Source organism: Aquamicrobium soli, assembly GCF_042646345.1.
In the GTDB taxonomy this organism is placed as follows: domain Bacteria; phylum Pseudomonadota; class Alphaproteobacteria; order Rhizobiales; family Rhizobiaceae; genus Mesorhizobium; species Mesorhizobium soli_A.
Window position 1 is genome coordinate 25905 of record NZ_JBHRTK010000012.1, and the last position, 18766, is coordinate 44670.

Sequence of the window (18766 nt, forward strand, 5' to 3'; positions counted from 1 at the left end):
CATGCTGGCATTGGCACTGACGGGCGCGCTCGCCGGCACGGCCGTCGCGCAGGATGCCCAGACCGACGAGCAAGGCGCGACGAAGCTCGACCGGCTTCTCATCACCACACCGTTGCGGCGCGAATCCTCGCTGGAGCGCTCGACCTCGTCGGTGACCGTGGTGAGCGAGGAAGACATCAAGCTGTCGGCGGCGCCGGACCTGCCCTCGCTGCTCAAGAGCTATCCGGGCGTCACAGTGACCTCGAACGGCGGCATGGGCGCCGATTCCAGCGTCTCGCTGCGCGGCGCGACCGCGGCGCAGACGCTGGTGCTGGTCAACGGTGTCCGCGCCGGTTCCGCCACACTGGGGACGGTCAACCTGTCCGCCATCCCGCTCACCTCGATCGAACGCATCGAGATCGCCAAGGGCGGGCATTCGGCGCAATACGGGGCCGACGCCATCGGCGGCATCATCAATATCATCACCAAGCAGGGCGGCGTCTGCGCCGACGGGCGCAAAAGCTGCGGCACGGCGACGGTGGGCGTCCTGCACCCGTGGGGCGGCTACCTCTCCGGCAGCGTACAGGGCCAGAGCGAACAGGGGGTCAACTATGCCTTCGGCGCACAGGTCATCGGAACGCAAGGCTATGACTTCACCTTGCCGGGGACATACGGCCATGATCCCGACAAGGACGGCTTCGTGCAGGGCTCGGCCAATTTCGCCCTGTCGAAGGACTTCGACTGGGGGCGGCTCTACGCCGATGGCCTGTATGCGCGCGGGCGCAACCAGTATGACAGCCAGCCGACGGACCAGACCGACACCCACAATTTCTCCGGCCGTCTCGGTGCCCGCATCGATCACTCCGACAACTGGTCTTCCACGGTCGAGTTGACCAGCGCGCTCGACTACGCCTCCAATTTCGGCCACGGCGTCGAGGGCGACGATTTCGACACGCTGCGCTACGGCATCCTTGCCTCGACGCAGAAGACCTTCGAGGTCAACGACGCCAGGCATACGGTGCTCGGCGGCGTGGAGGCCTATCGCGACTCGGTCGACGGCAGCACCGTTTCGGATGTCGCCTACGCCAGGACGAAGCGCGACCTCGCGGCCGTCTTCGGCCAGTACTCCTTCGAGTATCAGGCGCTCACCATCGATACCGGCCTGCGCTACGATCACGACGAACAGTTCGGCGGCGCCACCACCTTCAATATCGGCGCCAGCTACGAACTGACGGACGGGCTGGTGGCGCGCGCTTCCTACGCCACCGGCTTCCGCGCCCCGACCTTCAACGACCTTTATTATCCCGACCCCTTCACGCCGGGTAATCCCGACCTGAAGCCGGAAAAGTCGCGCTCCTTCGAAGTGGGCCTGAAGTGGCAGGCCACGGCCCAGACCAGCCTCGACATAGCCGTCTATCACATGCGGGTGAAAGACCAGATCAACTGGGCGCCGATTGCGCCGGGCAGCTTCATCTGGCAGCCGGACAACATCGACCAGGTGGAGGTCACCGGCTTCGAGGCGACATTGGCGCATGTGTTCAACGAGCAGTGGAGCGGCACCCTCGGCATCGATCTCCGCGATCCGCTGAACAAGAGCCCCGGCGTCCACGGAAAATACGTTCCCTATGGCGACCGCTTCAAGGCAACGGCAGGGCTGGCCTACAAGCCCACCGAGAAGCTGGAGCTTTCGGCGGCGGTGATCTATGGCGGAGCGCGTTACGCCGATGCCGCCAACACCATCAAGCTGCCAGACTATGTTACGGCCGACTTCACCGCCCTTTACGCACTGGACGCGCAGTCCCAGTTCAAGTTCTCGGTGGCGAACGCCTTCAATGAGCAGTACCAGACCAAGCTGGGTTACCGGGCGCCGGGGCGGACGATCGATTTCAGCTTCACCCGCTCGTTCTAGGGAAACAGCACCATGAACGCCGCCGCTGCGAAATGCCGGAAAATCGCAACCGCCGCGGCGGCGGCCGTCTTCGCTCTGGCATCCGCGCCCACCATCGCCCAGCCGGCGCCGCAGCGGGTCGTCTCCATCAACCTGTGCACCGACCAGATGGCGATGCTGATGGCCGCTCCCGGGCAGCTCAAGTCGGTGTCCTTCCTCGCCACCGAGAAGGGCACCTCGATGATGGTGGACGAGGCGGCCCGCTATCCCCTCAACCACGGCCAGGCGGAGGAAGTCTTCCTCATGCAGCCCGATCTGGTGCTGGCCGGCACCTATACCGCCAAGGCGACGGTAGGCCTGCTCGAGGAACTCGGCTTCCGCGTCGAGCAGTTCACGCCGGCTTCCTCCTTCGAGGACGTTCGGACAAGCCTGGTCCGCATGGGCGCGCTGCTCCATCGCGAACAGCGCGCCGCCGAACTGGTGGCGGAACTGGACGCCGGATTGGCGGAACTTGCGGCACGCAAGCCGCCAGCGAAGAACGCCGCCTTCTACTATGCCAACAGCTACACCTCCGGCTCCGGTACGCTGGCGGACGCCATCGTGCGGGCAGCCGGCCTTACCAACCTGGGCGATACGCTGGGCTTCACGGGCATGACGCGCATGCCGCTGGAACTGCTCATCGCCGCCAACCCGGATCTCATCATCGAGGGCGACAGCCAGTACAGCGCGCCGGCGCTCGCCAAGGAGAATTTCTCGCACCCCGCCTTCAAGGCGCTTTCCGGCCGCATCGTGCCCATTCCCGACAAATACACGATCTGCGGCGCGCCGTTCACGCTGGAAGCCTCGCGCATCCTGCAACAGGCGGCGTTCGGGCAATCGGGCGACCATAAGGGCGGCAGGCCGTGAGCGACACCGCCCGCTTCCGGCTGGTGCTCGGCCTGCTCGGCGCGCTCACGCTCGCGCTGTTCTTCCTGTCGCTGACGGTCGGGCCGGCGGCGGTCGCCTTCGGCGACAGCATTCGGGCGCTGTTTTCCGACAAGGCCGACACGATGGCGCTGATCATGCAGGAAATCCGCCTGCCGCGCGCGATCCTCGGCCTGATGATCGGCGCCACGCTCGGCCTGTCGGGGGCGGCGCTGCAAGGCTGGCTGCGCAACCCGCTGGCCGAGCCGGCGCTGCTCGGCGTCAGCGCCTCGGCCTCGCTCGGCGCGGTGATCGCCATCTACACCGGCTTCTCGGCGCTGTTTCCGCTCGGCCTGCCGCTGGCGGCGCTGGCGGGCGCGGTGGCCGCGGTGCTGGTGGTGCAGGCGATGGCCGGCCTGCGCGGCGGCGCGCTCACCGTCATCCTCGCCGGCATCGCCGTCTCCAGCCTGGCCAGCGCCATGACCGCGCTGGCGCTGAACCTGTCGCCCAACCCGTTCGCGGCGCTGGAAATCATGTTCTGGATGCTCGGTTCGCTGACCGACCGCTCCATGACGCATGTGTGGCTGGCGGGTCCGTTCATGCTCGTGGGCTGGGTGATGCTGGCAAGCCTCGGGCGTGCGCTCGATGCGCTGACGCTGGGCGGCGACGCCGCCGCCAGCATGGGCGTCGACCGGCGTCGCGTGCAGTTCCTGGCCGTGTTCGGCACCGCAGCCTCGGTGGGTGCTGCAACCGCCGTCGCCGGCGTCATCGGCTTCGTCGGGCTGGTGGTGCCGCATATGCTGAGGCCGCTGGTCGGCGCGCGCCCGTCGCGGCTGTTGCCGGCGAGCGCGCTCGGCGGCGCCTGCGTGCTGCTCGCCGCCGACACGCTGGTGCGCCTCATCGCTCCAGAGCGCGACCTCAAGCTCGGCGTGCTGACGGCGATCGTTGGCGCGCCGTTCTTCCTGTGGCTGGTCTACAAGACGCGGAGGCAGATGCTGTGAGCCTGCTTTCCGTGAAAAATCTCAGTGCGTCGCTCGGCGGCAAGCCGGTGTTGAAGGACCTGTCCTTCACCGTGGCGCCCGGAGAGTTCGTCGGCCTGATCGGGCCGAACGGCGCGGGCAAGTCGACGCTGCTGCGCACCGTTCTCGGCTTCACGCCGCATCGCGGCGCGGTGTCGATCGACGGCCGCGACGCCGCCTCGATGGGCGCGCGCGAGCAGGCCCGCCATGTCGCCTACCTGCCGCAGGAGCGCGACATCGCCTGGCCGGTGCCTGTGGAAATGATCGTTTCGCTCGGCCGCCACGCGCACCGCCCGGCCTTTGCCGCCGCCGGCAGGGCCGACAAGGAAATCGTCGAGGCCGCCATGCGGCGCATGGAGGTGGACGCCTTCCGCAACCGCCCGGCGACCGAGCTTTCCGGCGGCGAGAAGGCGCGGGTGCTGATCGCGCGCGCGCTGGCGCAGGACGCGCCGCTGCTCCTGGCCGACGAACCGGCGGCCGGGCTCGATCCCTCGCACCAGATCGTGCTGATGAAGACCTTTTCGACGCTGGCCGGCGAAGGCCACGGCATCGTCGCTTCGATGCACGACCTCAGCCTCGCGGCGCGCTGGTGCTCGCGGCTGATCCTGCTCGACAAGGGCGTGATCCTCGCCGACGGCCCGCCGCGGGACGTGCTGACGGCGGAGCGGCTGCGCGCGGTCTATTCGGTCGAAACGTTTCTCGGCGAAGCCGGCGGCAAGCCGATCGTGCTGCCGCTCGACCTTACAAGATAGACCCTTTTCCGGTCAGGCTTCCTCGCCGAAACGCGAAGCGATCAACTCGCCGAGGGCGGCCACCACGTCGGCGGCCTGCGGGCCGCTGGCGATGACGCGGATGGCGCAGCCGGGGCTCGCGGCCAGCATCATCAGGCCCATGATCGAGGTGCCGCCGACCCTGACGCCGTCCTTCTCCACATCGACCGTCGCGTCGAAGCTGCCGGCTACCTGGACGAATTTGGCCGAGGCGCGCGCGTGCAGGCCGCGTTGGTTGACGATCTTGAATTCCCGGGCAATCTGATCTTCGTTGGGCGATACGCTATTCATTTACTGGCAAGAAGCTGGCTGGCGACGTTGATGTATTTACGCCCGGCAGCCTGCGCCTCGTCAAGCGAGAGCTGCATGTCGTCACCCTTGCGCACGCTGGAAAGCTTGATCAACATCGGCAGATTCATGCCGGCAATGATTTCGGTGCGGCCCGGCTGCATCACCGAAATGGCCAGGTTCGACGGCGTGCCGCCGAACATGTCGGTGAGCACGATGACGCCCGCGCCGGTGTCGACACGCGCCACCGCATCGACGATATCGCGGCGACGCTGCTCCATATCGTCGTCTGCACCGATCGCAACGGTCTCGAAATTGTCCTGGGGGCCGACGACATGCTCCACGGCATGGCGGAACTCGGTGGCCAGTTGACCGTGCGTTACCAGCACGAGGCCGATCATTTGGCGGTTTCCGTCATAAACCCTTCACCAGCACGCCTTATACTCGCCGGTCGAGCGGCGGGAGCGCTATCTTGTCGAGGCGTGGCGCGTTTACAAGCATAAAATTTCGCCTCGGCCAACCATTTTGCCGCAATGCAGCACCTGCGGCGGCACCCCCTCTGGAAAGCATCGGCTCCCCGGCCTGTCAATCCCGCCGAAAGGGCAAGGCCGCCAGGACCGCCGGCACGGCGACGAGCGCCGCAACGACATCGCGCTCGGCCAGCACCACCAGCGGAAGGCGGTAACCGGCCACGGTTTCGACGGCTTCCTCCTGAAAGCGCGGCACCTCGTTCGGCGGGACCAGGCGTATGGCCATGTCGATGACGGCTGCCGGCTCGAAGCCGACCGGGCGGGGACCGAGGCCGGGCACCTCGGCCAGCCCGGCGATGGTGGCAGGCACCCGAAGCACCAGCCGGCCATCCCTTGCCTCGGCAAAAAGCTGGTCGTCGCCGACCAGCCGGGAGAAAATCCCATCCTGCGAGAAACGGGCGACGAGCGCCGCCGCCAGCGTCGTCTTGCCCGATCCCGAGGGGCCGAGGATGACGAGCCCGCGATCGCCGACGACAAGGGCGGTGGCATGGATATTCAGCATCGGGCGGCAGGAAAGGTTTTCGGCGCGCTCATGCGTCGGCCGGCAGGGTGACCACGAAGCGCGCGCCGCGGACGTCGCCGGGCTTGGTGCCGGGAATGTTCTCGGCCGTCAGCGTGCCGCCATGGGCTTCCACGATCTGCCGGCTGATCGACAGGCCCAGTCCCGAATTCTGCCCGAACGCCTCGCTCGACGGACGGTCGGTATAGAACCGCTCGAAGATGCGGTCGATCTGCTCGGCGCGGATGCCGGGACCGTTGTCCTCGATGGTGACGATGTTGAACTTGCCGATGCGGGCGAGCGAAATCTCGATGCGGCCGTGCTCGTCGGGAACGAAGGAACGCGCGTTCTCGATCAGGTTGGTGATGACCTGGCCGATCCTGAGGTCATGGCCGACGACCTCGTAGCTCCGGGCCCCCTGCGGCAGCTTGGCGGCGTTGAAGACGATCTCGACGGCCTTCTTGTTGCGCGTGGTCTCGCTCGACACCGCGACGAGGTCGGTGATGAACTTCTTCAGGTCCACCTTGCCGGCGTCCTCGCGCGCCAGTTCCGCATCGAGGCGCGAGGCGTCGGAAATGTCGGTGATGAGGCGATCGAGCCGGCGCACGTCGTGCTGGATGATTTCCATCAGCCGCCCGCGGGAAGCGTCGTTCCTCGCCAGCGGCAGCGTCTCGACCGCGCTGCGCAGCGAGGTGAGCGGGTTCTTCAACTCGTGGCTGACATCGGCGGCGAAGCTTTCGATCGCATCGATGCGCGCATAAAGCGCGTTGGTCATGTCGCGCACCGCCACCGACAGGTTGCCGATCTCGTCCTGGCGGTCGGAGAAATCGGGGATTTCCTCGCGGTTCTTGACGCCGCGCCGCACGCGGATCGCCGCCGCCGAAAGCCGGCGCAGCGGGTTGGCGATGGTGGAGGCGAGCAGCAGCGACAGGCTGGCGGTGACCAGCGCGGCGATGCCGAACACCCGCAGGATCGCGCGGCGTTCGTTGCGCACGATCTTGTCGATGTCGCCGCCTTCGGTGGACAGCATGAGCACGCCGAGCACGCCGCGGAAGCGCTGGATCGGCACGGCGACCGACACGATCTGCTCGCCCTGCTCGCTGATGCGCACGATGGTGGAGGGGCTGCCGGTCAGCGCCTTCATCACTTCGGGGAAAGCCGCGCCATTGCCGCCCGGCTGCTCGTGGTAGACCGGCAGCGCCTTGTTGCGGAACAGGCTGAAGACCATGCCTTCGATCCGCTCGAGCAGGCCCGGCGTCTCCTCGTCGACCGGCGGCAGGTCGTAGCGCAGGATCTGGCCGCGCGAATAGAGATGGCGCGAGTCCAGCAGCAGGTTGGCGTCGCGGTCGTAGATGCGCGCGCGGGTGCGCGTCGGCGAGATCAGCCGCCGCAGCACCGGCGCCACGCGCTCGGGATTGATGGGGAAGTCGAGATTGTCGAGCTGGTCGGAACCGGGAGCGATGCTTTCGCCGGCCTGCAACTCCAGCAGCTTTTCCGGGTCGATCGAGATCGAATCCGTCTCGACCGTGGCGGAGGCGGCGATGGCGCCGGCGATGATCTCGCCCTGCGTCATCAGGCTTTCGACGCGGGCGTCGATCAGGCCGTCGCGGAAGGTGTTGAGATAGAGGATGCCGATGACCAGCACGGCCAGGCCGGCCAGGTTCAGGAACAGGATGCGGCGGGTGAGGCTGGAGAAGATATGGTGGCCGAGGAACCGGCGCATCGGCACCGTCAGCCGTGACAGCATGGGCGGCAGGAAACCCCGCCGCCGCCTGCCGGCGGTCGCCAACTTGCAAGTCTCGGTTACCGATGCCATGCCGTTCCTGTTTTCGCGGCGCTTACGCTTCGCGGAAGCGGTATCCGACCCCGTAAAGCGTTTCGATCATCTCGAACTCGTCGTCGACCTGCTTGAACTTCTTGCGCAGCCGCTTGATGTGGCTGTCGATGGTGCGGTCGTCGACATATACCTGCTCATCATAGGCCGAATCCATCAGCGCATCACGGCTTTTCACCACGCCGGGGCGCTGGGCCAGCGAATGCAGGATCAGGAACTCGGTCACGGTCAGCGTCACCGGCTCGCCCTTCCAGGTGCAGGTGTGGCGCTCCTGGTCCATGACGAGCTGGCCGCGCTCGAGCGAACGGGATTGCTGGCTCGGCGCCTTGGCGGCCGCATCGCGGGCGCTGGCGCGCCGCAGCACCGCCTTGACGCGCTCGACCAGAAGCCGCTGCGAGAACGGCTTGCGGATGAAATCGTCGGCACCCATCTTGAGGCCGAACAGCTCGTCGATCTCGTCGTCCTTGGAGGTCAGGAAGATGACCGGGAGGTCGGTTTTCTGGCGCAGGCGGCGCAGAAGCTCCATGCCGTCCATGCGCGGCATCTTGATGTCGAGGATGGCGAGGTTCGGTGGCCGCGCCGCCAGGCCCTCCAGCGCCGACGCACCGTCCGTATAGGTCTCGACACGGTATCCTTCCGATTCAAGCGCGATCGAAACCGATGTGAGAATGTTGCGGTCGTCGTCAACAAGCGCGATCGTGGCCATTTCCAGCGGCTCCCTCATAAGCAGATTCCTTCCGTGGTGAAGAAGGGCTCTTGCAGGACAAATCTGGTACAAAATGTGGCACAAGTCCCGCGCGTAGTCACGGGAAGCGGCCCTGTTCCACTGTCATATCTATTTCGCATTGGACGAAATGCGACCGCCGTTCCTTGGGTAAGCCCCTGATTTTTACACACCTTTAAACGATTTAAAAAACTTTCAAAATTTTTAAATCGATTAATGATTTGATATCAAACGCTTTTCCTGCTTCTGGCCATTTTGCTTCCGTAATTCAGCGCTCGGATGATTTTTTTCGGATCCTCGTGCGAACACTCAAAAAGGAACACCATGTCTGAAACAGGCAAACGCAATCCCGCCTGCGGGATCGACCGGATCGGCCTCACGACCAAGGGCACGGTGCACTATAATTTCGGCGTCGCTGGGCTGTGCGAGGAAGCCATCCGCCGCGGCGAAGCCCGGCTTTCCGCCCACGGCGCGCTGGTGGCGCTGACCGGCCAGCACACCGGCCGCTCGGCCAAGGACAAGTTCATCGTCCGCGACGAGGCCACCGACGGACAGGTGTGGTGGGACCAGAACAGGGCGATGTCGCCGGCCCAGTTCGACGCCCTGCTGGAAGATTTCCGCGCCCATATGGCCGACAGGGACCTTTTCGTGCAGGATCTCGTCGGCGGCGCCGACGCCGATCTCAGCCTGCCGACGCGGGTGATCACCGAACTCGCCTGGCATTCGCAGTTCATCCGCAACCTGTTGATCCGGCCGGAGCCGGCGGCGCTCGAGGGCTTCGTGCCGCAGATGACGATCATCGACCTGCCGTCCTTCCGCGCCGATCCGGCCCGCCACGGCTCACGCGGCGAAACCATCATCGCGGTCGATTTCACGCGCATGATGGTGCTGATCGGCGGCACCTCCTATGCCGGCGAGATCAAGAAGTCGGTGTTCACCGCGCTCAACTACCTGTTGCCGCAAAAGGGCGTGATGCCGATGCACTGCTCGGCCAATGAAGGGCCCGAGGGCGACACCGCCATCTTCTTCGGCCTTTCGGGCACCGGCAAGACGACGCTGTCGGCCGACCCGTCCCGCACGCTGATCGGCGACGACGAGCACGGCTGGGGCCCGAAGGGCGTCTTCAATTTCGAGGGCGGCTGCTACGCCAAGACCATCCGGCTTTCGGCGGAGGCCGAGCCGGAAATCTTCGCCACGACGCGGCGCTTCGGCACCGTGCTCGAAAACGTCATCCTCGACGAGCACGGCGTGCCCGATTTCAACGACGGTTCGCTGACCGAGAACACGCGTTGCGCCTATCCGCTGGATTACATCCCCAACGCCAGCGCCACCGGCCATGCCGGCCACCCGAAGAACATCATCCTCCTGACCGCCGATGCCTTCGGCGTCATGCCGCCCGTCGCCAAGCTGTCGCCGGCGCAGGCGATGTATCACTTCCTTTCCGGCTACACGGCCAAGGTCGCCGGCACCGAAAAGGGCGTGACCGAACCGGAAGCCACCTTCTCGACCTGCTTCGGCGCTCCCTTCATGCCGCGCCATCCGTCGGAATACGGCGAATTGCTGCGCGACCTGATCGCCAGGCACGATGTCGATTGCTGGCTGGTCAATACCGGCTGGACCGGCGGCGCCTACGGCACCGGCAAGCGCATGCCGATCAAGGCGACGCGCGCGCTGCTCGCCGCCGCCCTCGACGGCTCGCTCAACAAGGCCAGCTTCCGCACCGATCCCAATTTCGGCTTCAAGGTGCCGATGGCCGTACCGGGCGTCGATGGTTCCATTCTCGATCCGCGTTCGACCTGGGCCGACAAGGGCGCCTATGACCGGCAGGCCGGCAAGCTGGTCGACATGTTCATCGCCAATTTCGAGAAATTCGAAACCCATGTCGACGCATCGGTCCTCGGCGCCGCGCCGCACATGCAGGTGGCCGCCGAATAGCGGCACCTTCAGCCTCCTCCAGATAAGGCCCGGCGTTGCCCGGGCCTTTTCTTTTTTCCGCAACCGCGCCATGTGATGCGGCATGAGCGAGGCCGAAAAGATCATCATTGCCGACGAGGCCGTCATTTCTCCCGACGACTGGCGCGAGGATTTCATCCGCTCGTCCGGCCCGGGAGGCCAGAACGTCAACAAGGTGGCGACGGCGGTGCAGCTGCGGTTCGACGCCGCGAACGCGCCGGGCCTGTCGGAGCGCGTGCGCCAGCGCGCGCTGAAGCTGGCCGGGCAGCGCGCCACCAAGGACGGCGTGATCGTCATCGAGGCCGGGCGCTTCCGCACGCAGGAACAGAACCGCGCCGACGCCCGTGCAAGGCTGGTGGCGCTGCTCGCCAGCGCGGCCGAACCGCCACCGCCGCCGCGCAGGAAGACGAAGCCGACGAAGGGATCGGTCGAGCGGCGACTGAAGGCCAAGGCCGGCCGCTCCACCGTCAAGAAGCTACGCGGACGGGTCGGAGATGACTGAGCGCCCGACCCTGCCGCCGGGCGTACGCCACCTGCCTTCCTACCTGCCGCAGGAAGCACAGGAAACGCTGCTCGAAGCGATCCGCGCCGTGGTGCGCCAGGCCCCGCTCTACGTTCCCGCCATGCCGCGCACCGGCAAGGAAATGAGCGTGCGCATGACCAATTGCGGCGCGCTCGGCTGGGTCACCGACCAGGAGCGCGGCTACCGCTACCAGCCCATGCATCCGGTGACCCGCGAGCCATGGCCGCCGATCCCGGAAGCGCTGCTGCGGCTCTGGCAGGAGGTTGCCGACTATCCGCATCCGCCGCAGGCCTGCCTGGTCAATTTCTACACGGCCGACGCGAAGATGGGCCAGCACCAGGACCGCGACGAGAGAGAATTCGCCGCACCGGTGGTCTCGGTTTCGCTCGGCGACGATTGCCTGTTCCGGGTGGGCGGGACGCGGCGGACCGACAAGACGGTCTCGCTGCGCCTGTGTAGCGGTGACGTTCTCGTGCTCGGCGGCGAAAGCAGGCTCGCCTTCCACGGCGTCGACCGCATCTACCCCGGCACCTCGATGCTGCTGAAAAGCGACGGCCGCATCAACCTGACGCTACGGCGGGTGACGGCTCCCTGACCCGTCTCAGAGTTTCCGCAGCGCCACTTCCTCGACCAGATGGTTCGCGCCCTTGCGCAGGATGAGGTCGGCGCGGGCGCGGGTCGGCAGGATGTTCTCGCGCAGGTTCTTCAGGTTGATGTTGCCCCACAACCCCTCGGCGATGGCCTGTGCCGCGCCCAGCGAAAGCTGCGAGTAGCGGTGGAAGAAGGACTGCGGATTGCGGAACGCCGTCTCGCGCAGCCGCATGAAGCGGGCGATGTACCAGTCGTGGATGCGATCCTCGTCCGCATCGATATAGATGGAAAAATCGAAGAAATCGGACAGGAACGGCACGATCTTGCCGTCGCTGGGCAGCTTGCCCGGCTGCAGCACGTTCAGCCCCTCGAAGATCAGGATATCCGGCCGGTCGATGGTGACGAATTCACCCGGCAGCACGTCATAGGTCAGGTGCGAGTAGACCGGTGCCTGCACCGCGCTCTGGCCCGACTTGATGTCGGACAGGAAGCGCAGCAGCGCGCCGACATCGTAGCTTTCGGGAAAGCCCTTGCGCTCCATCAGGTTTTCGCGGCGCAGGATCTCGTTCGGCAGCAGGAAGCCGTCGGTGGTGACGAGATCGACCTTGGGGCTGGAGGGCCAGCGCGCCAGCAGCTCCTTCAGCACGCGCGCCGTGGTCGACTTGCCGACCGCCACCGAGCCGGCGATGCCGATGATGAACGGTGTCTTGGCGACGTCGCCGACATTGAAGAAGGCGCGCCGCTGGCGAAACAGCAACTGGCTCGCCTCGACATGGGCCGACAGCAGCCGCGACATCGACAAATAGATGCGCTTGACCTCTTCCAGGTCGACCGGATCGTTCAGCGAGCGCAGGCGGTCGATTTCTTCCCCGCTCAGCGTCAGCGGCGTATCGGCGCGGAATTCCGCCCATCGTTCGGCTGAGAAAAACAGATAGGGCGAGTATTTCTCGGTCGGTGCGAGCTGATCCATCGCGTCTCCTGGCCCTGCCTAGCCCGAGCTTGGCCGGGATGCTTTTTCGGCGATACCCGAACGGCCGGTACGCTGCTCGAGCTCTTCGAGGACGGCGTCAAGCGGGACGCCGGCAATACCCAGCACCACCAGCCAATGATAAAGGAGATCGGCGCTTTCCGAAACCAGCGCCTGCCGGTCGCCGCTCACCGCCGCGATCACGGCTTCCACCGCTTCTTCGCCGAGCTTCTGCGCGGCCTTGCCCATGCCGCGCGCGTAAAGCTTCGCGGTCCACGAATCGGGATCGCCCGAATGCGCGCGTTCGTGGATCGTCTTTTCCAGCTGGGACAGCGAAAACTCGGTCATGGCGCCGTTTAGAGCCGAACCGCGGCTCTGTCGAGTCGCATCGGCAGGCCGGCCTCGGCCATGTGGCGCTTCGCCTCGGCGATCGAATAGGTGCCGAAATGGAAGATCGAGGCCGCCAGAACCGCCGTCGCGTGGCCGTCGCGGATGCCTTCGACCATATGGTCGAGCGTGCCGACGCCACCGGAAGCGATCACCGGCACGCGCACCGCGTCCGCCACCGCGCGGGTCAGCGCGATGTCGTAGCCGGCCTTGGTGCCGTCGCGGTCCATCGAGGTGAGCAGGATTTCGCCGGCGCCGAGATCGGCCATCCTGCGGGCGAAGTCGAGGGCGTCGATGCCGGTCTTCTCGCGGCCGCCATGGGTGAAGATTTCCCAGCGATCGACCTCGCCGGGCGCCGACACCTTCTTGGCGTCGATGGCGACGACGATGCACTGGTCGCCGAACTTCTGCGCCGCCTCGGCGACGAAATCCGGGTTCTTCACCGCTGCCGTGTTGATCGACACCTTGTCGGCGCCGGCCAGCAGCAGCTTGCGGATATCGGCGACCTGCCGCACGCCGCCGCCGACGGTCAGCGGCATGAAGCACTGCTCGGCGGTGCGGGCGACGATGTCGAAGATGGTCTCGCGGTTTTCCGACGAGGCGGTGATGTCGAGGAAGCAAAGCTCGTCGGCGCCCGCCGCGTCATAAGCTTTTGCCGCCTCGACGGGGTCGCCGGCATCGACTAGGTCGACGAAATTGACGCCCTTGACGACGCGGCCGTCCTTAACGTCCAGACAAGGGATCACGCGGGCCTTGAGGGTCACGCTTTTTTCTCCAGCGTTTCGAGCACGCCAACCAGCAGGCGGCCGACCACGGGCGGCACATCGCCTTGCGGGTCGTAGGCCGGGTCATAGGCGGAAACCGTCACGCCCACGATCGGAAGCTGGCCCGCCAGCGCGGTCATGGCCTGCTGCAAGCGGTCGGGATCGGGGCCGCCGGGCCAAGTGTAGCGATTGGCCTGCAGCACGTCGGGGTCGAGCACGTCGAGGTCGAGGTGGAGGTGCGTGCGCAGCACGCCGTCGGCCGCGAGCTTTCCGGCCAGCGCCGGCGCATCGGTGCAGGGCGCGCGCAGGATCGACAGCCGCGCCAGGATTTCCTTTTCGGTCGCATCGAGGTCGCGCGCGTCGACAAGCAGGCAGCGCGACGGATCGAGGGCGGCAAAGCCCGGAACGGCCGCCGCCATCGCCTGCCAGCACTGGCCGAGCGCCGCCGACAGCGCCATGCCGTCGAGAAAGCCGGAAGTGGTGGTTTCAGGCGTGTTGAGGTCGCCGTGCTGGTCGGCCCAGACGATCGAATCGGCCCCATCCCCCGCAATGGCGCCGACCGTGGTCAGGCAGTTGCCGGCAAGCACGATGGGAAAGCGGCCGTCCTTCACGGCCTCGCCCGCCTTCTGCGCCACCGCGGTCGCGACGGCGAAGCCGGTGGCGATCTCGCGGCCGGGCGTAGCGCCGACCTCGCCGATATCCTGCGTCACCACGTCATGGCCGTGCAGCGTCAGTTCCTCGACCAGCCCGCCGGTGACGATGGCGTCCGGCCCCTGGCCGCAACCGGCGTTGCGATAGCCGCTGTCATAGGGCGCCAGGATAAGCGAAAGTTTCATCGTACCGACGCTTTTTTCAGGAGGGCCAGCGCCTCGGCCGGGTCGATGCGCCCGTCATAGAGCGCGCGGCCGGAAATGGCCCCTTCCAGCCTTTGCGCATCCGGCAGGGTCATGCGCACGATATCGGCCATCGATGCCAGGCCGCCCGAGGCGATGACGGGAATGGACACCGCCTCGGCCAGGCCGATGGTGGAGGCCCAGTTGATGCCGGCGAGCACGCCGTCGCGGTCGATGTCGGTGTAGATGATGGCCGCGACGCCCGCGCCCTCGAATTTCTTCGCCAGTTCGACGACGCCGAGCGAGGAGGCTTCCGCCCAGCCTTCGACCGCGACCTTGCCGCCCTTGGCGTCGATGCCGACCGCGACCTTGCCGGGGAACGCCTTGCAGGCCTGCTTCACCAGGTCGGGGTCGCGCACGGCCACGGTGCCGAGGATGACGCGGGCAAGGCCGCGTTCCAGCCAGCTTTCGATATGGGCCAGCGTACGGATGCCGCCGCCGAGCTGCACCGGGTTCTTCGTCGCCTTCAGGATGGCATCGACCGCCGCGCCATTGACGCTCTCGCCAGCAAAGGCGCCGTTGAGGTCGACGACGTGCAGCCACTCGAACCCCTGATCCTCGAAGGCCTTGGCCTGCGCCGCCGGGTCGTCGTTGTAGACGGTCGCGGTCGCCATGTCGCCGAGCCTGAGGCGCACGCACTTGCCGTCCTTGAGGTCGATGGCCGGGAAGAGGATCATGGCTTCCACCTCAGGAAATTGGCGATCAGCGCCAGGCCGAGGGCCTGGCTCTTTTCCGGGTGGAACTGGGTGCCTGCGAGGTTGTCGTGCGCCACCGCCGCCGTCACCGGGCTGCCATAGTCGGCGACGGCCAGCACCTGCGCCGGCTTCGTCGCTTCCAGATGATAGGAATGCACGAAATAGGCGTGCAGTCCGCCCTCGCCGGTCGGAATGCCGGCAAGCAGCGGGTGCTCGCGGCGAACCTCGATGGTGTTCCAGCCGATCTGCGGGATTTTGAGCGCAGGGTCGGACGGGGTGATTTCCCTGACGTCGCCCGCGATCCAGCCAAAACCGTTCGTCACCGCCTTTTCCAGGCCGCGCTCCGACATCAATTGCATGCCGACGCAGATGCCGAGAAAAGGCTTCGCCCGGGCGATGGCGGCTTCCTCGACCGCCTCCCACAACCCCGCCACGCCATGCAGGCCGGCCGCACAGTCGGCATAGGCGCCGACGCCCGGCAGCACGATGCGATCGGCGGACAGAACCCGTTCCGGCGCGGCCGTCAGTTCGATCTCGGCAGCGATGCCGGATTCGCGCGCCGCGCGCTCGAAGGCTTTCATCGCCGAGCGCAGATTGCCCGAACCATAGTCGATGATGGAGACACGCATCGTCAGCGCTTTCCGGAAAAGGGAACGAGGCCAATGGCCGGGCCGGGCTGGACCGGACGCGCGAGCGACGGCTCGGGCTGCAGGCGCGGCTCGGGCGCCGACTCCTGTGGAGACGAGCCGGCTTCCGACGCGTAGCGCAGGTCGGCATCGTCCACGCTGTCGGCGACAACGACGCCCCACTGCCGCCAACCGTGCCTGGCCATGGCGGCGAGCCGCAGCGCCTGCCCCTCCAGCCCGACATAGAGCATGACGAGCAGGACCAGCGACGCGCCGGGCAGCGGCATCGCGAAAGTCTCTCCCGCCACAGCGATCAGGGCGATGGCGACGAAGGCGAGCCCGGCCTCGATCCAGCGTCGATGCCAGAGCAGCCACAGTGGCGGAACGAGAAAGCCGAACCACGAAAAACCATCGCGCACGAAGCTCGTTTCATCGGCCTCGTGGCCGCGGCCCGGCGGCTCCATCACGACATAGACGGCCATCTTTATCCCTTCAGGGAGCCCTTGGTGGAGGGAACGGCCTCCGGCTGGCGCGGATCGGTCTCCAGCGCCGCGCGCAGGGCCCGCGCCACCGCCTTGAAGCAGGTTTCGGCGATATGGTGGTTGTTGGCGCCGTAATGGTTGGTGACGTGCAGCGTGATGCCGGCGTTCTGCGCAAAGGCGTGGAAGAACTCGCGCACCAGTTCGGTATCGAAGGTGCCGATCTTGGGCGACGAGAAGGAAACGTTCCAGACGAGGAACGGCCGGCCCGACACGTCGATGGCAGCGCGCGTCAGCGTCTCGTCCATCGCGAGGTCGATCGAGGCGTAACGCATGATGCCGCGCCGCTCGCCGAGCGCCTTCGACAGCGCCTGGCCGAGCGCGATGCCGGTGTCTTCCACCGTGTGGTGGTCGTCGATGTGCAGGTCGCCCCTGGCCCGCACCTTCATGTCGATCAGCGAATGGCGCGAAAGCTGGTCCAGCATGTGGTCGAAGAAGCCGACGCCGGTTTCCATGTCGGCCTTGCCCGTGCCGTCGACATGGATGGCAACCGAAATGTCGGTTTCCCTGGTCTTGCGGCTCACCTCGGCGGAGCGGGCGGTCATGGCCTCATCCCTGTGCTGGAAATCCCATGCTTGAAAGCGAGTGCGTTCTAGCAGCATGATCGCGCGATGACCAGCAGCCGCGCCGATGGTTTGCAAACCATCTTCGCTCACATACATATGGCCGATCACAATCCTCGTAACGCGCCCGTTGCCTCGAAGGGACGGCGCGGCATCGGAGCCACGAACATGTCGAATGAACTGAGCATGCACGCCACGACCATCGTCACGGTGCGCAAGGACGGCAAGGTGGTCATCGCCGGCGACGGCCAGGTCAGCCTTGGCCAGACCATCATGAAGGGCAACGCCAAGAAGGTGCGCCGCATCGGCAAGGGCGGCAGCGTCATCGCCGGTTTCGCCGGCGCCACGGCGGATGCCTTCACGCTGCTGGAGCGCCTGGAAACCAAGCTCGAGCAATATCCCGACCAGTTGACGCGCGCCTGCGTCGAACTGGCCAAGGACTGGCGCACCGACCGTTACCTCAGGCGGCTCGAAGCAATGATGCTGGTGGCCGACAAGAACGTCTCGCTGGCGCTGACCGGCAACGGTGACGTGCTGGAGCCGGAAGACGGCGTCATGGCCATCGGCTCGGGCGGCAACTATGCGCTGGCGGCGGCGCGCGCGCTGATCGACACCGACAAGGACGCCGAGGAGATCGCCCGCCGGGCGATGCAGATCGCTTCCGACATCTGCGTCTACACCAACAACAATTTCGTCGTCGAAGTCATCGATGGCGCTGCCTGAGGCGGCGCCGATCTACGACTTCCGCGCCGTCGCGGAGGCCGACCTGCCGGTGATCGCCGGCTGGCTGGCCCTGCCGCATGCGGCCGCGTGGTGGGGCGATCCGGCAACCGAGATCGCCTCCGTCCGCGAACATATCGACAGCGACAGCGTCGAGCCGCTGGTCGTCGAACTGGCGGGGCGGCCGATCGCCTACCTGCAAAGCTACGATCCGCATCTGGAGGACGAGCACCCTTATGCGGACCAGCCCTTCGGCACGCTCGGCATCGATCTCCTGATCGGCCCGGCGGCACTGACGGGCATCGGCCACGGCCCCGCCATCATCACGCAATTCACCGAAGCGCTGTTCGAGGAAGGCGCGCCGCGCGTCATCGCCGACCCGCATCCCGACAATGGCCGCGCCATACGCGCCTACGAAAAGGCAGGGTTTCGCCCGCTCGGCGAGAGATCGTCACATTATGGGCGTGTATTGCTGATGGCCATCGATTCGCCTGAGGGGAATTTCGAAGAATGACGGATACAGCCAAGAGCGCCAGCCCGGCCGCGTTGCAGCTTTCCTGGCGCGCGGGGCTCGCCATCGCCGCCGGCCTGATCGCCATCCAGGCGATCGTGCTCTACTGGCAAGGCCATCCCGCGATCTGCGCCTGCGGCTACGTCAAGCTGTGGCAGGGCGTCGTGCAAAGCTCCGAAAACTCGCAGCACATCGCCGACTGGTACACCTTCTCCCACGTCATCCACGGCTTCCTATTCTACGGGGCGGCGCGGCTTCTGTTTCCCAAATCCTCGATCTGGCTGCGGCTGGCGCTGGCGATCGCCGTCGAGGGCGGCTGGGAAATTCTAGAAAACAGCCCATTCATCATCAACCGCTACCGCGAAGGCACCATCTCGCTCGACTATTTCGGCGACTCCATCCTCAACTCGGTCTGCGACACGCTGTTCATGGTGCTGGGCTTCTTCCTGGCGTTCCGGCTGCCGGTGTGGGCAACGGTGGCGCTCGCCATCGCCTTCGAGATCGTGGTCGGATACCTCATTCGCGACAACCTGACGCTCAACGTGCTGATGCTGGTCTACCCCCTGGACGCGGTAAAAGCCTGGCAAGGCGGGCTCTGAT

At 66.3% G+C, this 18766-nt stretch carries 23 protein-coding genes; 10 read left to right on the top strand and 13 right to left on the bottom strand.

The window, feature by feature from the left end:
- Nucleotide 1 precedes the first annotated feature (1 nt).
- The 4 genes from ACFOHJ_RS09665 to ACFOHJ_RS09680 are packed head-to-tail and all read left to right on the top strand — an operon-like array spanning nt 2 to nt 4541.
- Complete coding sequence (locus ACFOHJ_RS09665; protein ID WP_378221516.1) at nt 2-1888, top strand: TonB-dependent receptor plug domain-containing protein; 1887 nt, start codon at nt 2-4, stop codon at nt 1886-1888.
- Between the two features lie 12 nt (nt 1889-1900).
- Nucleotides 1901-2773, top strand: a complete 873-nt coding sequence (locus ACFOHJ_RS09670; protein WP_378220294.1) for an ABC transporter substrate-binding protein — start codon at nt 1901-1903, stop codon at nt 2771-2773.
- The gene (locus ACFOHJ_RS09675; protein ID WP_378220295.1) at nt 2770-3771 is read left to right on the top strand and encodes a FecCD family ABC transporter permease; all 1002 of its coding nucleotides are present in this window, start codon (nt 2770-2772) and stop codon (nt 3769-3771) included. Before ACFOHJ_RS09670 ends, ACFOHJ_RS09675 begins: the two co-directional genes overlap by 4 nt.
- Nucleotides 3768-4541: an ABC transporter ATP-binding protein gene (locus ACFOHJ_RS09680; RefSeq protein ID WP_378220296.1), complete on the top strand. Its 774-nt coding sequence runs from the start codon at nt 3768-3770 to the stop codon at nt 4539-4541. Before ACFOHJ_RS09675 ends, ACFOHJ_RS09680 begins: the two co-directional genes overlap by 4 nt.
- A gap of 12 nt (nt 4542-4553) precedes the next feature.
- Here the strand turns inward: ACFOHJ_RS09680 and ACFOHJ_RS09685 are convergent, their stop codons facing one another.
- The 5 genes from ACFOHJ_RS09685 to ACFOHJ_RS09705 all read right to left on the bottom strand — a co-directional run bounded on the left by ACFOHJ_RS09685 (nt 4554) and on the right by ACFOHJ_RS09705 (nt 8416).
- Complete coding sequence (locus ACFOHJ_RS09685) at nt 4554-4850, bottom strand: HPr family phosphocarrier protein (RefSeq protein ID WP_378220297.1); 297 nt, start codon at nt 4848-4850, stop codon at nt 4554-4556.
- Complete coding sequence (locus ACFOHJ_RS09690) at nt 4847-5248, bottom strand: PTS sugar transporter subunit IIA (RefSeq protein ID WP_378220298.1); 402 nt, start codon at nt 5246-5248, stop codon at nt 4847-4849. Before ACFOHJ_RS09690 ends, ACFOHJ_RS09685 begins: the two co-directional genes overlap by 4 nt.
- Before the next feature lie 184 nt (nt 5249-5432).
- The gene (locus ACFOHJ_RS09695; RefSeq protein WP_378220299.1) at nt 5433-5879 is read right to left on the bottom strand and encodes an HPr kinase/phosphorylase; all 447 of its coding nucleotides are present in this window, start codon (nt 5877-5879) and stop codon (nt 5433-5435) included.
- Nucleotides 5880-5907: 28 nt separating this feature from the next.
- Complete coding sequence (locus ACFOHJ_RS09700; RefSeq protein ID WP_378220300.1) at nt 5908-7692, bottom strand: stimulus-sensing domain-containing protein; 1785 nt, start codon at nt 7690-7692, stop codon at nt 5908-5910.
- 22 nt (nt 7693-7714) lie between these two features.
- Complete coding sequence (locus tag ACFOHJ_RS09705; protein WP_378221518.1) at nt 7715-8416, bottom strand: response regulator transcription factor; 702 nt, start codon at nt 8414-8416, stop codon at nt 7715-7717.
- A 342-nt stretch (nt 8417-8758) separates the two neighbouring features.
- Between ACFOHJ_RS09705 and ACFOHJ_RS09710 the strand changes: the two genes are divergently transcribed.
- From ACFOHJ_RS09710 to ACFOHJ_RS09720, 3 genes are all read left to right on the top strand, one after another.
- A complete protein-coding gene (locus ACFOHJ_RS09710; RefSeq protein ID WP_378220301.1) occupies nt 8759-10369 on the top strand; it encodes a phosphoenolpyruvate carboxykinase in 1611 nt (536 codons plus the stop codon).
- A gap of 82 nt (nt 10370-10451) precedes the next feature.
- A complete protein-coding gene (gene arfB, locus ACFOHJ_RS09715) occupies nt 10452-10889 on the top strand; it encodes an alternative ribosome rescue aminoacyl-tRNA hydrolase ArfB (RefSeq protein ID WP_378220302.1) in 438 nt (145 codons plus the stop codon).
- Complete coding sequence (locus ACFOHJ_RS09720) at nt 10882-11505, top strand: alpha-ketoglutarate-dependent dioxygenase AlkB family protein (RefSeq protein ID WP_378220303.1); 624 nt, start codon at nt 10882-10884, stop codon at nt 11503-11505. Before arfB ends, ACFOHJ_RS09720 begins: the two co-directional genes overlap by 8 nt.
- A 6-nt stretch (nt 11506-11511) precedes the next feature.
- Here the strand turns inward: ACFOHJ_RS09720 and coaA are convergent, their stop codons facing one another.
- From coaA to hisB, 8 genes are read right to left on the bottom strand one after another with little or no spacing between them, the layout of a single operon-like run.
- Complete coding sequence (gene coaA, locus ACFOHJ_RS09725; RefSeq protein WP_378220304.1) at nt 11512-12471, bottom strand: type I pantothenate kinase; 960 nt, start codon at nt 12469-12471, stop codon at nt 11512-11514.
- Between the two features lie 18 nt (nt 12472-12489).
- A complete protein-coding gene (locus ACFOHJ_RS09730; RefSeq protein WP_378220305.1) occupies nt 12490-12816 on the bottom strand; it encodes a phosphoribosyl-ATP diphosphatase in 327 nt (108 codons plus the stop codon).
- Between the two features lie 8 nt (nt 12817-12824).
- On the bottom strand, nt 12825-13619 hold the full coding sequence (gene hisF / locus ACFOHJ_RS09735; RefSeq protein WP_378220306.1) for an imidazole glycerol phosphate synthase subunit HisF: 795 nt from the start codon (nt 13617-13619) through the stop codon (nt 12825-12827).
- Complete coding sequence (locus tag ACFOHJ_RS09740) at nt 13616-14455, bottom strand: arginase family protein (protein WP_378220307.1); 840 nt, start codon at nt 14453-14455, stop codon at nt 13616-13618. Before ACFOHJ_RS09740 ends, hisF begins: the two co-directional genes overlap by 4 nt.
- Nucleotides 14452-15189: a 1-(5-phosphoribosyl)-5-[(5-phosphoribosylamino)methylideneamino]imidazole-4-carboxamide isomerase gene (gene hisA / locus ACFOHJ_RS09745; RefSeq protein ID WP_378220308.1), complete on the bottom strand. Its 738-nt coding sequence runs from the start codon at nt 15187-15189 to the stop codon at nt 14452-14454. The genes ACFOHJ_RS09740 and hisA overlap by 4 nt, the downstream gene beginning before the upstream one ends.
- Nucleotides 15186-15836 carry an imidazole glycerol phosphate synthase subunit HisH gene (gene hisH, locus ACFOHJ_RS09750; protein WP_378220309.1) on the bottom strand — a complete coding sequence of 217 codons (651 nt, stop codon included), beginning with the start codon at nt 15834-15836 and terminating at the stop codon, nt 15186-15188. Before hisH ends, hisA begins: the two co-directional genes overlap by 4 nt.
- 2 nt (nt 15837-15838) lie before the next feature.
- Nucleotides 15839-16315 carry a DUF2628 domain-containing protein gene (locus ACFOHJ_RS09755; RefSeq protein WP_378220310.1) on the bottom strand — a complete coding sequence of 159 codons (477 nt, stop codon included), beginning with the start codon at nt 16313-16315 and terminating at the stop codon, nt 15839-15841.
- 2 nt (nt 16316-16317) lie between these two features.
- Nucleotides 16318-16917 (bottom strand): imidazoleglycerol-phosphate dehydratase HisB, encoded by a 600-nt coding sequence (gene hisB / locus ACFOHJ_RS09760; RefSeq protein ID WP_378220311.1) that lies wholly within the window; start codon nt 16915-16917, stop codon nt 16318-16320.
- Between the two features lie 186 nt (nt 16918-17103).
- Here hisB and hslV point away from each other — a divergent pair, with 186 nt between their 5' ends.
- From hslV to ACFOHJ_RS09775, 3 genes are read left to right on the top strand one after another with little or no spacing between them, the layout of a single operon-like run.
- Nucleotides 17104-17658, top strand: coding sequence for an ATP-dependent protease subunit HslV (gene hslV / locus ACFOHJ_RS09765; protein ID WP_378220312.1), 555 nt, complete (start codon nt 17104-17106; stop codon nt 17656-17658).
- Nucleotides 17645-18169, top strand: a complete 525-nt coding sequence (locus tag ACFOHJ_RS09770; RefSeq protein WP_378220313.1) for a GNAT family N-acetyltransferase — start codon at nt 17645-17647, stop codon at nt 18167-18169. The genes hslV and ACFOHJ_RS09770 overlap by 14 nt, the downstream gene beginning before the upstream one ends.
- Nucleotides 18166-18765 (top strand): DUF2585 domain-containing protein, encoded by a 600-nt coding sequence (locus tag ACFOHJ_RS09775; protein WP_378220314.1) that lies wholly within the window; start codon nt 18166-18168, stop codon nt 18763-18765. The genes ACFOHJ_RS09770 and ACFOHJ_RS09775 overlap by 4 nt, the downstream gene beginning before the upstream one ends.
- The last annotated feature ends 1 nt before the right edge of the window (nt 18766 follow it).